The 12,797-nt window shown below is 58.7% G+C and carries 15 protein-coding genes; 6 read left to right on the top strand and 9 right to left on the bottom strand.

Annotated features, from left to right (window positions below):
- Positions 1 to 286: 286 nt before the first annotated feature.
- The 4 genes from BMI90_RS18295 to BMI90_RS18280 form a co-directional block, all read right to left on the bottom strand.
- Positions 287 to 1,237, bottom strand: coding sequence for an ATP-binding protein (locus tag BMI90_RS18295; RefSeq protein ID WP_078530902.1), 951 nt, complete (start codon positions 1,235 to 1,237; stop codon positions 287 to 289).
- Positions 1,234 to 3,576: a Mu transposase C-terminal domain-containing protein gene (locus BMI90_RS18290; RefSeq protein WP_078530901.1), complete on the bottom strand. Its 2,343-nt coding sequence runs from the start codon at positions 3,574 to 3,576 to the stop codon at positions 1,234 to 1,236. The genes BMI90_RS18295 and BMI90_RS18290 overlap by 4 nt, the downstream gene beginning before the upstream one ends.
- The gene (locus tag BMI90_RS18285; RefSeq protein ID WP_146671356.1) at positions 3,573 to 4,469 is read right to left on the bottom strand and encodes a hypothetical protein; all 897 of its coding nucleotides are present in this window, start codon (positions 4,467 to 4,469) and stop codon (positions 3,573 to 3,575) included. Before BMI90_RS18285 ends, BMI90_RS18290 begins: the two co-directional genes overlap by 4 nt.
- Before the next feature lie 509 nt (positions 4,470 to 4,978).
- Positions 4,979 to 5,584: a transposase gene (locus tag BMI90_RS18280; protein ID WP_246831591.1), complete on the bottom strand. Its 606-nt coding sequence runs from the start codon at positions 5,582 to 5,584 to the stop codon at positions 4,979 to 4,981.
- A 534-nt stretch (positions 5,585 to 6,118) separates the two neighbouring features.
- Here BMI90_RS18280 and BMI90_RS18275 point away from each other — a divergent pair.
- Positions 6,119 to 7,273: an AAA family ATPase gene (locus tag BMI90_RS18275; protein ID WP_078530898.1), complete on the top strand. Its 1,155-nt coding sequence runs from the start codon at positions 6,119 to 6,121 to the stop codon at positions 7,271 to 7,273.
- 151 nt (positions 7,274 to 7,424) lie between these two features.
- On the top strand, positions 7,425 to 7,790 hold the full coding sequence (locus BMI90_RS18270) for a hypothetical protein (RefSeq protein ID WP_078530896.1): 366 nt from the start codon (positions 7,425 to 7,427) through the stop codon (positions 7,788 to 7,790).
- 482 nt (positions 7,791 to 8,272) lie between these two features.
- On the opposite strand, the gene BMI90_RS18860 is transcribed toward BMI90_RS18270, so the two are convergent.
- The 4 genes from BMI90_RS18860 to BMI90_RS18250 all read right to left on the bottom strand — a co-directional run bounded on the left by BMI90_RS18860 (position 8,273) and on the right by BMI90_RS18250 (position 9,932).
- Positions 8,273 to 8,434 (bottom strand): hypothetical protein, encoded by a 162-nt coding sequence (locus BMI90_RS18860; protein ID WP_156102962.1) that lies wholly within the window; start codon positions 8,432 to 8,434, stop codon positions 8,273 to 8,275.
- A gap of 66 nt (positions 8,435 to 8,500) precedes the next feature.
- On the bottom strand, positions 8,501 to 8,701 hold the full coding sequence (locus BMI90_RS18260) for a hypothetical protein (protein ID WP_146671355.1): 201 nt from the start codon (positions 8,699 to 8,701) through the stop codon (positions 8,501 to 8,503).
- A 74-nt stretch (positions 8,702 to 8,775) separates the two neighbouring features.
- Positions 8,776 to 8,982, bottom strand: coding sequence for a cold-shock protein (locus BMI90_RS18255; protein WP_078530893.1), 207 nt, complete (start codon positions 8,980 to 8,982; stop codon positions 8,776 to 8,778).
- Positions 8,983 to 9,179: 197 nt separating this feature from the next.
- The gene (locus BMI90_RS18250; RefSeq protein ID WP_093470112.1) at positions 9,180 to 9,932 is read right to left on the bottom strand and encodes a transglutaminase family protein; all 753 of its coding nucleotides are present in this window, start codon (positions 9,930 to 9,932) and stop codon (positions 9,180 to 9,182) included.
- 737 nt (positions 9,933 to 10,669) lie between these two features.
- Between BMI90_RS18250 and BMI90_RS19035 the strand changes: the two genes are divergently transcribed.
- The 4 genes from BMI90_RS19035 to BMI90_RS18855 all read left to right on the top strand — a co-directional run bounded on the left by BMI90_RS19035 (position 10,670) and on the right by BMI90_RS18855 (position 12,611).
- Positions 10,670 to 11,089, top strand: coding sequence for a DUF982 domain-containing protein (locus BMI90_RS19035; protein ID WP_238321327.1), 420 nt, complete (start codon positions 10,670 to 10,672; stop codon positions 11,087 to 11,089).
- A 91-nt stretch (positions 11,090 to 11,180) separates the two neighbouring features.
- A complete protein-coding gene (locus tag BMI90_RS18240; RefSeq protein ID WP_146671354.1) occupies positions 11,181 to 11,861 on the top strand; it encodes a lysophospholipid acyltransferase family protein in 681 nt (226 codons plus the stop codon).
- Between the two features lie 200 nt (positions 11,862 to 12,061).
- Complete coding sequence (locus BMI90_RS18235; RefSeq protein WP_038147019.1) at positions 12,062 to 12,268, top strand: cold-shock protein; 207 nt, start codon at positions 12,062 to 12,064, stop codon at positions 12,266 to 12,268.
- 181 nt (positions 12,269 to 12,449) lie between these two features.
- Positions 12,450 to 12,611, top strand: coding sequence for a hypothetical protein (locus BMI90_RS18855; protein WP_168172822.1), 162 nt, complete (start codon positions 12,450 to 12,452; stop codon positions 12,609 to 12,611).
- Here the strand turns inward: BMI90_RS18855 and BMI90_RS18905 are convergent.
- Positions 12,612 to 12,797: hypothetical protein (locus BMI90_RS18905; protein WP_210401983.1), on the bottom strand; the 186-nt coding region annotated here is incomplete at its 5' end.

Raw genomic sequence — 12,797 nt, 5'->3', positions numbered from 1 at the left:
AAAGTCAATTTATTACAATGCCTTATCAGCTCGTTCGAGCTAAGCAGCGGCGATGGCGGAAAACGGATGCTGTGACTCCCGGAAAATCACAACATTGAATTTAAAAGATATTCCCAGATTGAGTCACAGCAACCGCTTTCCAAATCACACAATCCAATTTCCAGACTCTCCTTGTTGTGGGGCGTCGGCTCCTCGCTTCCACCCGAAGCAACGAAAAGCCTCGGCTTTTGCAAGCCGAGGCGCAGATCGCGTAGTCTGGATGTGATCGAGAGAGGTGGACGATTGCCTAGTCGGAGGCCATCAACGCACCAACATTGCAAGCCTCGTAGTCTTCCCTAAGAAAGACGTTTTGCCCGACCGTGCATCCGGTATTTCGCTCGTATTGATCCGAAAGATGCGAAGGGCTTACGCGTGTCTCGCCTTCAGGTAGCGTGGCGAATACATCCACGAGAAATCTGAATATCTTACCGAACAGGTTCTCGTGCCCGTAGGCCATGCGCATATAGACGTCCCCGTCGCGTATCTCGGTGATATCGAGCCCGAGTTCCTCGCCGAGTAGACAAACGACCGTATCCACTTCGTCGAGATCTGGCCCACGCAGGTCAAGCGGACGCAGCGCGTATGGTGTCATAAGGTTGCGTAGCTGGGGGTCGATGTTCACCTTATCCAAGAGCTCCGGAATACCACTGAGGATGATAGCGACCGGCCAATCCCGGTGCTTCATGAAGGTCTTGAGCGCATTGATCACCTTTCGGGTTTCTTTCTCGCCAAGGGTCTGAAACATGTGTTGGCATTCGTCGATATGCAGCAGCCAGATGCCCTGCCCCTGCAACTGCAAGCGCACGCGCGTCCAAATTTCATGTTCAGTGCGGCTCGCCGAAAGTGGATAGCCAAGCTTGTTCAGCAGTTGCAGGCCAAGCGATTTCCAGGTGGTTTCGCCATCGAGTGCATCCTGAAGGAACCGCGTTTCCAAACCGCATTCGAGCTTGCCCGTGTTGGCCGTCAACCGTTCGAGAGCCTTGTCGATTTCCCGGGACTTGCCTGATCCGCTCTCGCCAATGACGACGAGTCCACGTCCCTCAAACCTGTCGCCCGAGAGGCGGCCCGCGTCGAAGTCCTCAACGACATCGCGAAGATGCAAATCGAGTTCATTCGCCCGCTCCATCTGAAAATAGCATGATTTCAGGAACGCGCGGCGCTGCACACGTGTCTTGGTCTGAGGCGAAGTGGCCGTCATGAGAGTGTCCCTTTTCCTTTGGGTTTCCCGCTAAAACGTCGTGGACCATCGGCTCTCTCGTGCGGCTCGGCGAAGGGCGTCTCCGCGCTCGGAGACGGATCCCTGTCGGGCTTGGATAGCGGCTGCGTGGCACTATTGGAGCCCGTGTCAGAATCGAGATCGGTCGGCCCAGGCATGAAGTTTTCGGGCTGATCCTCGCACTCCGACTCGTCCCTCTCTGGTGCTCCCGCAGCTTTTTCGGCAGCGATATCGGCGGCGGAGAAAATCCCTGGCCCCGAGCCGCCGTCCAGCAGCGTATCCATATCGGCCGAAGCGGTCTTTCCGGGTGTTCGGAGAATTTGCAGTTTCAAACAGAAGGAACGCTCGAACCGGTCGATTTCCTCGGACGTGACTTCGGTCGAGGGCAGTCCATGCGCCTGAATACCAACTCTGATCTTCTGCGCGAACCAGTCAGAATGTTCCGCCAAGACATGCTCGTAAAACTCTCGATCCCGCGGTTTCGACGACGTCATCTCTTTGATGGCTGCCATCACGGTGCGGATCGAGTGATGAGCGAGATCAGGTCGCTCGTTCTTCAAATGGACACGCTCGCCATCAAGTAGGATCGTCACCTCTCGCAAATCGTTTGGATCGACCCGAACTTCGACCGGCTTTTTACCGTTCTTAAGAGCGCCGGGAAATAGATCGGGATTGCTGAAGGGAATCCCGAAAATCCGGATGCCTTCTTTGCTCAGCACGCGCTTGAGTTTGAGGCCGGTCGCGTTTCGTCGATCACGTGGTTGGGGGGGACGCACCGCGCCGTATTTCGTGGCATCGCGCCAAGCATCGATAGGACGCCGCCCTAGAAGGCCTGCGTGCTCACGTAACGGATAGTAGTCCACGAGGTGACGGAGCAGAAGCAAACGGAACTGGTCACTATTGAAAGCCGCCATGCCTTCCCGATCGTAAGCGACAAGGCATTTCGGCGAAAATCCGGCCTTTCCAGGTAACTCGTCAGCGAATTCCGTTCGCAACCCGCCAAAGAAGCGCTCAATGAACGGCTTGTCCATCGGCACAGCAGCACGTCCATAGACGAACGACCCACCCGCCGCGATAATAGCTGCCTGAACTTCGTCGTTGAAAAATTCAGCCCCGGTGTCGACGACAATCGTCCCCAGCCCACAATGCTGGCTCCAAGGCAGCCTGCAACCTGCCGCACGACTGATATCCGACTTGTCGCGCATAACTTGGTCGAGCACCTCGATTACTGTTCGGGAATTGGGCTTTTCGGCGATCCCGAGGCCAAGCGGCATTCGGGTGGCAACGTCTAACGCAATACAGATCCAAAGGCGCTGCCGCGTGGCGCGCCGACCTCCTTTTGTCCCATCCTTCAAGGTCCGCTGCAGATCTGGCGTGAGCAGATCCCAGAACTCAGCCCGCTTCGAGAAGGTGAACACGTCACCTTTCCAGAAATCGAGTTCGATCACTTCGCCCGGCTTGAGGGCGCGCACGCCATGTTGCGTTGGAGCGAATTGTTTTTGCGCCTCCCGATATCCTTCTCTGCCAATCACGAGAGCCAAGCGCGGGAACTTTGCAAGACGACGATAGATCGTGTTGCAATGAGGGGTCGGAAAGGGCCTGGAATTTCCGGCTTCTATGCGCTCCCGTCGCACCGCTTTGAAGCGCCGACCCACGTGCTTTACTATCGAAGCCTTGGACGGTTGACTTGTGCTGAGATAGCTCTTGCAGCATTCATCGAGAAGCGCGCTCTGTTCCGCCGTAAGTCGCGGAGTATTATTCCCACCCGCAGGGCGGCGCAGCAAGATGCGCGGATGCGGCACCTTCATGCCAAAATAATCTTTGCAATAATTGCTGATGCTTTTTGCGCCCCAGGAACGCCCTTGGAAACGCCCACCCTTCTTAGCCTCACCAAGTTCTAAAAGGCGCTGCCGATCAATGGCAGCTGCTCGGATCTCTTTGTAGTTTTCTACAATCCGCGTCTCAGTATAGGGCCCATTTCCAAGAACTGACTTCGCTGCCAGACACCAAGCCTCGCGTTGATGGGCCTCGCGCCGATCCGCCTCCGATCGATCTTCAAAACGGAGGAATCTTTGTCCATCGATCTCCGTCCCAACACCGTCCAAGCTGAACGTGTCGTCGATCACGACATCATTCCGCGTAAGCAGTTCTTGGACCGTCTGATCGCTAAGCACCCAATGGCGCGACTTTTCTCCTTCACCGATGAAGCGATCACGCACGGCAAGGCCATCTTTCACAGAGGCCGTCACCACCAATTGATACCCATCATACGCGATCAGCGTCCCGGGTTCGAAATGGAAGCGTTGGGGGATCGCGTTCATCTCGGCCACCCCAGAACGGTCGGATAGTCGAGAGTTTCATAACGAGGCGCGACAAGCTTCTTATCCGCGATCGCGCGCAGCACAGCATCAAACACACGGCCGCGATCGGCATTGCGGTCGCCTGGCTCACAGCGAAAGACGATCTCGTCGATGGTGAAGCGTTCCGAGTTCAGAAGATCATCGAGCACCTCTGCCAGGCGAGTATCCGCAGCGGGATCCGGGCTCCGTTTCGCTAGAAACATGCGCTCGTTGTTTCCGCGCACCACGGGAGGGAAAGAAGTTTCGGAAAGGATCGCGAACCCAAACCCGTCAGGTAGTGCAGACCTGACGGCGCGCGTAAGCGTAGAAACCTTTGGTCGCTCCAGAGCTTCGTCATTTTTGACAAACAGATACGTTCGTGCGCCGCTCCGTTGCGTAAGCAGGAAATCGAGAGTGTTGGATTTGACCCCAAACACAGGCTCGTCGAACTCGATTTTCCGTGCTTGGCATTTTAGCCCGATTGTGTCCGGATGCAGCAAGCAGGAGATCGCGACAGCCCTTTCGAGCGAACTCTCAAAGCCAATCGGACGGGGGCGCCCTCCGTCTTCCATGGTGCGCCCGACGAGCAGGCCTGTTTTTGCGATATGGCTTCTATGCACGGTGCCGCGCACGCCATCATATGGCAGAATTTCGTCAATGTTTTCGACCGAAAGTTGCGGTAGAGGCCCCCTTTTTGCGGGCTGTGAAAGTGGTTCGCCGTTCGAATAAGCGGGTGGCTCAATCTCGTGGATACGCAGATTCCGGGTGATGACATCGCCAGTATCCAAGCCACTGCTCATTGCCGTGCTCTGATAGGTCTGTTCCACCATGAGTTCTCCATGATCCACCGGCAGATCCAGCGGCGCTATCTTCATCAGTTTCGGTCGCTGACTTTTCGTGCCAGCGCCACTTTGGGCCTCTAGTTCGGCAAATGACTACCGGGCGATCGACAAGCGGTCTTTTGGGGCGCGCCAACGAAGACGCGCGTTTCCCCTCTTGCTTCGAGTTGATCGCAAACGCTCTCCAACACCGGCGCCCCCTCTGCTTCCCGATCCCGGGCCGCGAAATTCCACAAAGCCAAAAATGAGTCAATATCTATATTTTTCAGCATGTTAGAGAAATTTTTTTCGCACAGATCACTCTCCTACCCTGATCCGGTTCAGACATGCCTTCTCGTTGAGCATGACGCCTCACGCGCCACGCCCTGCCGTCCGTCTTGTCATTTCCGGAGGTTTCGAACTTGTCCTCTGACTTTATCTCGTCCGGCCGCGTGTGAATAGGCCAGCGCAGAGGAAACCTGTGGAGACTCTGTATCGTTAACTCATCAAATGCGGCGACGCTCGAGTGACTGCCGTTTAAGATGGCTATCGATTTGACGCCAAGGTCATCCCATTAGCGTCCTGAGGATATCTTCATCGAACGAGGGTGGAGAACGCTCAGCAAAAAGCCAGTCGAAGTGCGCCAGGGAGTCGGGAACAATACCCGCCGGAGTTTCTGATGTGACGATGCAAATGACTTCACTCATCAGACCCGCGCCACCTCGCCCCATGTCGGCGAGGAGAATTTTCCGCAATCGATGCGCGGCCACATATTCGATACCGAGCCGGTCCGCGAGTGTTTGCGATGAGACGCGGTATCTCCGCGAATATTCAGAAAACCCAGCATCCCCTTCGCGAATGATCATTTCCGCTGCTCGGAACCAACCTGCGAGATCGACCCTGGACCGATGCAAGATGCTGCCAGCTGTTGGCGAGAACTGATGTCGGCATTCCTTGCACTGAAACACCGCCCGCGTTTCGACGATGCCGAGGTTGCCAGAGCCGCATTTGATGCAAACTGGACCGTCGGGCCAGCGAACTTTGATGAAGCGTTCACGCCGATCTTTGTCAGTGCGAAAATAACGCTCGACGCCTTCGACGGGCAAGCGTCGTTCCAGGCTCCACCAATGCACATTCTCGAGTTCGATTTCCGTAAGCTCTCGAGAATTCACCTCCAAACGACAGCCTCAAAAGTGCGCAAACCCAACCATGTTGCCCCGTCGCGAGCAGCGCCCCAAGGAGACAGAACTTCCAAGGCAAAGCACGTTCGATGTCGCACCGCAAGTTTTCGATGCTATCGGCACCTTCGGCGTGCCGCGCGCCTAGCAACTCAAGCCAACTGCGCTGATCGAGGCGAGCGAAATACGAAATCGCTCGTGCGAAAAACAAACTCGAACGGCAGCGAGTGATGTTCATGACGCCACCGGGTCCTCCATCCTGTAGGCCAAAGGACGAATATTCACCGATATCGCCCCCCTTTTCCGCCCATACAGAACGTCCGAGCAAAGCTGCGTGCCAGCCTCATTTCATGCGAAAAAATGCTGCAATAACAGACCCTTGACTCACCTAGTTGCTGAGCCCAGAAGAGCGGCCGAGATGAGAATCGCAGTGTTGCAGTCGCTATCCCAAAAGGCCGCCTCGTGTCTTATGGAGCCGAAGCATCGTGCCGCCCGCGCATTCTAAAGTCGTGACGCGAGGAACATCAGATGAAGAATTTCAACGGAGCACATACTGAACGGCCAAACGACGGATTAGGTGCTGATAGATTGCGAACATCGACGGTGCAGATCGCGAACGTGAAGTTCTTTCCAAAACAGACCGCACAAGACATCGAAGCCCGCCTGTCAAAGACGCTGGCGCAGCTTCGACGGCGAGGACTCGGGATCGACGAAGCGTCGTTTTCATCGCTCGAGATGGGAGAAGAATGGGCCGATATCAGGGACCAGACCGGCCCGAACCGTATGGATCGGGAAAAAATTGTCCGTCGCGCCCTGCGGTTGGTGCAGCTGCGTGAACTGGCGTCTGGCCTGAGCCATCTCGGTCACGAAGACCGGAAACGGCTCTCATCCCTTCAAGATGGGGTCACGCTCACGCAGCTCCGAAACGAACATCACGCGGACGAAATTGCGGCTCGCTTGCACGAGGAGATGCCCTGGATGTCCCGGGCGACTGAGATCGCCTGGAACGCCATGCGTGAAAGCGTCCGTGAAGGTAAGCCGGCCTTGAGCTTGCCGCCCATCCTGCTCGACGGCCCCCCTGGGATAGGCAAGAGCCACTGGTCGCGACGGCTGGCAACGCTTGTCGGCACGCCATCGGAATTGGTTGATGCAGCGAGTGAGCCCGCGGGGTTTTCTGTCGCTGGCAGTCAAAGAGGTTGGTCGACGGCAAACCCAGGTCGACCACTGGAACTCATCCTCCGCGAGAGGGTGGGCAATCCGCTTATCGTTATCGACGAGGTTGATAAGGTGGGCGATGTTCGGTCAGAGAAGGGGTTGAGCTTTGCGCTGAGCAATGCGCTATTGCCGCTGCTTGAGCCCCTCAGCGCGCGAACTTGGAGCTGCCCCTATTTCAGGGTGCGTTTCGATATGCGCTGGATCACTTGGGTTCTCACCTCGAACAACCGTCGCAACGTTCCTGCGCCTTTGCTTAGCCGCTGCCGGGTTGTGGATGTAGCGCCTCTCACGGGCGTGCATTTGGTCCACTTTGCGCGGAGGGAAGGGGCAAGGCGCGGTTTGTCCGATGGGGCTATCGAGGCGCTGTCGGAAGTGCTGGCGCGCACCCATCAGAACATGGATTTGCGGGCCGTTATCAAGCTGATCGATAGCTTGTTTGCGCGTGAGAACCTGCCACCGCTGCATTGAGGGTAATTCGTATTCAGCCCGTTGCGGCGGACCTCAGGGGCACGCTGCCAAGGGGCGTCGCCCTCGGCAATCCGGCGCTACTCGTTTGAGCCGAAGACCGAGCCGACCCGGTCGCGTCGAAGTGAAAACAACCTGCTTGCGGAGAGAGCGGATGGAGATCGAAGGCAACAGCTTTTCTCAGGTGGAGATCGAAGTGTTCCTGAAGGCCTATTCGCGCCTTGCGCGCGTATGGGGCCTGTCGGAGCACGAAGCCTCTGGCCTCCTCGGAATGCCTGAGCCAGTTTGGAGCCCCCCACAGGAGCCGGGCGATGCCCCGTCTCTGACAGAGGATCAACTCCTTCGCCTTTCTGCTGTGCTCGGGATCTACAAGGCGCTTGAACTCTATTTCTCTAAGCCGCTCGCCCGCACCTGGATGACGCGGCCCAACACCGGGCCGCTGTTTCTCGGAGCACGCCCGGTTGATGTGGTGACCTTCGCCCTGCATGGACACCGTTTTCGATTGCTCTGTCTAGTTTGACGCTGGGTCGAGACTGGAGAATTGCGCTCTCGGCCCATTGCGGTCATTCGCAAGAGACGCTGCGAATGGCCGGTCGCAGCCTCCAGGCACAACGCAAGATCGAGCGCCGGCAGCTGACCCTGAAGAACCGCCCCCTGTTCGAGAACTCCTACCTTCCCGGTGCCCTGGTAAACGAGCCAAGCCCTCCGTTCCAGATCAGCCCCTCGTGTCCCAAATCATCTGACGACCGACATCTCGGGCTAAGGGACGGAGTTCTCTAAACCACTGCTCCGTGGACATGACATTATCGCTGCCGAGAACGGAAATCGTCGCCTGTCCCATCATTGGGCAGGGCCGCCCTTTCAAAAGCGAAGCGGCAGGAGTTTCCTCCTGCCGCTCCACCTCCCGGCAAGCCGTGTGGCGAGCGTCAGCCGGTTCGCTTGGAACCTCGCGCCGCTCAGCCTTCTTGCCGGGAACCCCACACCCCTGATTTTAGAGAACGATTATTCCTGAACGCCGCGCACCAAGGGGCCACGCTCGTCCGATATCTTGTCGTCGGACAGACTGCGGAAGAAGTGGTGCCAAGCGAGGGCGGCATGGCCCTTATGCGTCGCAAGGTCATTCGTCTGGGGCGTTTTGCCCGAAGGCACTTTTTCAAAAGCCATCTTCGGCCCTCCATGTTATTCCCGGGAGACGCCCGGGAAATTCTGTTGGATGACCGAATTTTCCGGTCAACTTCGCGGTTTCGTCCTGCGAGACGGCGGCTTCAGGTCGTGATCGCCTTCATCCCGCTCCAAGCGCGCTGCGCGCAAGGTTGCGGTCAGATCCGCTCTTTTCTCGGCTTCGGCATCGCGGATGATGCGCACTGCGGCATCCGTCTTGTCCTGAGCTGTCCCCGGTTTCGGGGCAAGTTCGCGGAAGAAGCCGTTCAACTTGTCTTTGCGGGGCATGTGCCCTCCCTGTTCGCGGGATCCGGCCCGATGGGCCGGATCCGGAACTGACCCGATCAGGCGAGCGCCAGATCGCAGGCGGACTCGCGTCCGTCGCGGCCGGTCTCGATCTCGTAAGTAACGGCCTGCCCGTCATCGAGCTGCGAGAGGCCCGCGCGCTCAAGGGCCGAAATATGGACGAAGATATCCCGTCCGCCGGTCTTCGCCTCGATGAAGCCGAAGCCTTTGGTCTGGTTGAACCATTTCACGGTGCCATTGGCCATCGTGATGTCTCCTATGATAAATGCTGCCCGCAAAACGCGACAGCCCGGCTCAGTCAATTCGAAAAGGCAGACTGAAGCCGACAAAGGAGACAGGTTGCAGAAGGGAATTACGTTGCCCGCTCTCACTACGCCGGTTCGGCGAAAATAGCAAAGGAAATAAGTAGCGTCCGGTTTTGCGCGATTTCGGCTGAGGGGGTTCAGAGGATCTGATCCGACCAGACTTCGAACCCCTCGAGGACATTCGTTCCGAAGGAATGGATCAGGGGAACGTCGGCCGCATCGCGGCCCTGAGCCACGAGAATGCGCCCGATGCGCGGGGTGTTGTTGCGCGGATCGAAGACCCACCAGCGCCCCTCCAGCCAGACCTCGATCCAGGCCGCGAAGTCCCCTGGCGGATAGGGCGGCGGTTCACCGATATCGCCAAGGTAGCCTGTGCAATAGCGGGCGGGGATGTTCATGCATCGGCAGAAGGCGATCGCCAGATGGGCATAGTCGCGGCAAACGCCCTGCGCCTCGGCATAGGCCTGGGCGGCACTGCGCGTGGCCCGGGCGGCGAGATAGTCGAACTGGATATGCGCATGCACGAAATCGCAGATCGCCTGCACCCGGGCGCGCCCGGGCGGGGTATGCTCGAACAGGCGCCAGGCGGTTTCGGACAGGGTGTCGGTCTCGCAATATCGACTGCCAAGGAGGTAGACGAGAACCTCGGCCGGCAATGCCTCCACCCGGTCGGACCCGGCCTCGGGCGGCTGCGGGTCAGGCTGGCCGCTATCGGTGATGATCGCTTCTGTGCCGATGCTGAACAGGCCCTCGGGCGCGACAAGGCGCGTGCACCAGTTGCCGAACCCGTCGCGATAGGCGCTCAGCGGCACATTCGGCGTGGTTTTCAGATGATCGGGGAATTCGAGATCTCCGGCGCGGGAGAAATGCACATTGAGCAGCGCGATCATCGGCGTCGGCTGCGTCAGGCGGAGATCAAACCGGCAGCCGATCTTGATGCGCAGATCGGCGCGCTCGCCTGCGGCGGCTGATATGTCGGAAGGAGGCGGAAATGCCATCGGGCGGCGTCCTTTATATCTATGCAATAGCCACGCGAGGGCGCGGCGTGATCGAAATGATCGTTCCTGCGTGGCATGGCGCCCCTGCAAGATTTCGGCAGGACTGTCCCGGCAAGGCGAACCGTCACCAAGGGACAGCCGAACACGCGGGAGGGCCATTCCCACGATATGGGCTTGTCGCGTGTGAATGCGAGGCTCATGTGTCCCGATGCCGGGTTTTGCGCGCCGTCAAAGCTCTGCGTGACAGCGTGTTCCCCCTATCGAGGCGGATTTATTTATCACGCTATCAACGGCTTGCGTGGAAACTTCGCTCGAATGGATCAATTCTCTCGCAATCGCGGGACAAAGCGCCTACATCTTCCCTGCATCTCTTAATTCTCGGACCCTGTTCCTCCCGGCTCAGCGACGATCTTGAGCTTTGTCGGGCCGCTGCCCTTTGCAGGCGGCATTTGGAAAAGGAACCTTTCGGTGGTGCATGGCGCCGCCAAGCCGTTCGAGCAGACCAAGGATCGTGGCAAGCAAGCCGCGCTCTGTCGGGCCGAGACCGCGAAAGCTGCCCTCTCGATATCCTGGCGACGTTCGCTTGCCAGAGATTGACGATCGAGAAGCGCGCGCTTCGGCGCTGAGCTTTGCACGATCCGTTCGGGAAAAAGACCTGCGCGCGTGATCGCGCGCCAACCAATCAACCGCACGGTTTCGGAGAAATCCCCTACTGTGCCTTCGTGATCGCGCGACCGTTCAAATCGGAGCCATCACGGACACCAAGAAAGACAAGAACCTTGATAGAAATTTACTGGGGCCAACCCATCTCGCTCGTCGTGTCGCCGGAAGGCGACGTGAAAAACTTCAGCACAATCGAACAAGCGCACTACTGGCTACGCCGGAAATGGCCCGTCGCCGATGCGGCGCTGGATCACGCCATCGAGCGTGTCGAGGCGGCCATGGACTGCATGGGCACCGTTGGTGACGCACGCGCTGCTTTCCTCGGTGCCGCCAATACCGCTGGTTTCATGCCGTTCGACGCGAGTGTTCGCCCCCTTGCGGCCTGAGCGCATCCCCCAAAAGGCTTCCCAGCTGCGGGAGGCACGCGGTTTTGCGACGTCGAGGCCGCAAGCAGCCCGCTCGAAGCTTTTCGACGGGTTGTTCGGTTTCTGGACGCTGCTGCAGGCGCCGCTGATCCCGTGCCTTGCGCTGGCGCACCGACCGAGCTTCGTTCGGGCGGCCATTCGGTTCTGGACAGCCGGGTTCTCCCTGCTGTCGCGCGGGATCTTGCGGCAACGCGTGCGCGAAGTGGGGATCGAGAACAAACATCTCGACCGCCCCTGCATCTATGTCTGCAACCACCAGTCCACATGGGAGACACTGGCCTTCAACCGGCTGGTGCCCGATATCTGCATCATCGCGAAACACGAGTTGCGGCGCATCCCGATCTTCGGGTGGTTCCTCGCACATGCGCCGATGATCCTGATCGACCGGGGCGGTGGCGGGCGTGCTCTGGCGGGAATGATCACGCAGGCACGCGAAGAGGCCGCGAAAGGGCGCTCGATCCTGATCTTCCCGGAAGGCACGCGTGTCGGCGTCGACGACAGATGCGCATTCCAGCCGGGCCTGATCGCGCTTTACCGCAAACTCGGCCTGCCGATCGTGCCGGTGGCGCACAATGCCGGTCACGTCTGGCGCAAGGGTGTCAAAACCGAGGGAACGATCACGGTGGCCTATTTCCCCGCGATCCCACCGGGGCGTCCGGCTGCCGAGGCGATTGCGCAGGTCGAGGCCCTTCTCAATGTCGAGAAAGATCGCCTGGCCCCGGCCATGTCGTGATCGCAAGCGCTCGACGGATCGCGATTTCCGGGGCTCGATCTTCGGTTCGTCCTTGTTTCCTGCCCGTCAGACCCCATGTATAAAGAGCTTCGTTATACCGACCGCACCCTGTCTCCTTCATCGGCCTCAGTTTGCTTTTCGATCTGACCGGCCGACCTGTCGCATCCTGCGGGCAGAATTCAAAAGAAGGAAACAGCACGATGGCCAATGGCACCGTGAAATGGTTCAACTCCAGCAAAGGCTTCGGCTTCATCGAACCCGAGACGGGCAGCAAGGACGTGTTCCTGCATATCTCCGCGCTCGAGCGTTCGGGGATCTCGCATGTCGCTGACGGTCAGAAAGTGACCTTCGAGATCGAGACCGGCCGCGATGGTCGGGAATCCGCCAAGGATCTCGAACTCGTCTGATACAGTCCTTCGCGGGCCGGTTCCTTCCGGCCCGCGAAAGCGCGCCTGCGGCGCGCCGCCCAGAACGAAGAACGCCGTCCGGGCGCCGCATATGCTTCGAGAGACCACAAACGGCTTCTCGCGCCCTGTGTCGGGATGTTTCGGCGCGTTCACATGTCACCTGTAGAAACGGAGATCGAACTTGGGCTACTCACCTCAAAAGAAGCCACTGGACCTGAACGAATTCCTGAGCCAGCCGGCGAAGAAGCAATCCCGGAAAGGCTTTGGATATCGGCGCCCGCCGACCCTGCCGACAGCCGCCAAGCCGGAAACGAAATCGGCTGAAGGCGACGACAAAGCCTGATCACGCTGTCTGGAGCAGAAGCGGATGCGACGCTTTTGCTGACAAGACCGGACTGTGCGCGATCTTCGCATAGCCGCCGCTCAACCAGGACGCAGCGAAAGTCAGCTCCCCGCCCCTATCGACGGCGAGGTCGCTTACGCCCCAGAGCCACCGCAGCCCGATTGCGCCATACTGTGTAGCAGAGCC

The sequence above is a fragment of the Thioclava sp. L04-15 genome, from assembly GCF_002020275.1.
Taxonomy (GTDB): domain Bacteria; phylum Pseudomonadota; class Alphaproteobacteria; order Rhodobacterales; family Rhodobacteraceae; genus Thioclava; species Thioclava marina.
Note: the sequence above shows the minus strand (reverse complement) of the source record. Positions and strands in the feature narration are given on the sequence as shown.

Excerpts from the sequence above, each read along its gene's own strand:
- BMI90_RS18295 (WP_078530902.1), bottom strand. The coding sequence starts at position 1,237 with ATGACGGCCACTTCGCCTCAGACCAAGACACGTGTGCAGCGCCGCGCG.
- BMI90_RS18290 (WP_078530901.1), bottom strand. The coding sequence starts at position 3,576 with ATGAACGCGATCCCCCAACGCTTCCATTTCGAACCCGGGACGCTGATC.
- BMI90_RS18285 (WP_146671356.1), bottom strand. The coding sequence starts at position 4,469 with ATGAAGATAGCGCCGCTGGATCTGCCGGTGGATCATGGAGAACTCATG.
- BMI90_RS18275 (WP_078530898.1), top strand. The coding sequence starts at position 6,119 with ATGAAGAATTTCAACGGAGCACATACTGAACGGCCAAACGACGGATTA.
- BMI90_RS18270 (WP_078530896.1), top strand. The coding sequence starts at position 7,425 with ATGGAGATCGAAGGCAACAGCTTTTCTCAGGTGGAGATCGAAGTGTTC.
- BMI90_RS18860 (WP_156102962.1), bottom strand. The coding sequence starts at position 8,434 with ATGGCTTTTGAAAAAGTGCCTTCGGGCAAAACGCCCCAGACGAATGAC.
- BMI90_RS18255 (WP_078530893.1), bottom strand. The coding sequence starts at position 8,982 with ATGGCCAATGGCACCGTGAAATGGTTCAACCAGACCAAAGGCTTCGGC.
- BMI90_RS18250 (WP_093470112.1), bottom strand. The coding sequence starts at position 9,932 with ATGATCGCGCTGCTCAATGTGCATTTCTCCCGCGCCGGAGATCTCGAA.
- BMI90_RS18235 (WP_038147019.1), top strand. The coding sequence starts at position 12,062 with ATGGCCAATGGCACCGTGAAATGGTTCAACTCCAGCAAAGGCTTCGGC.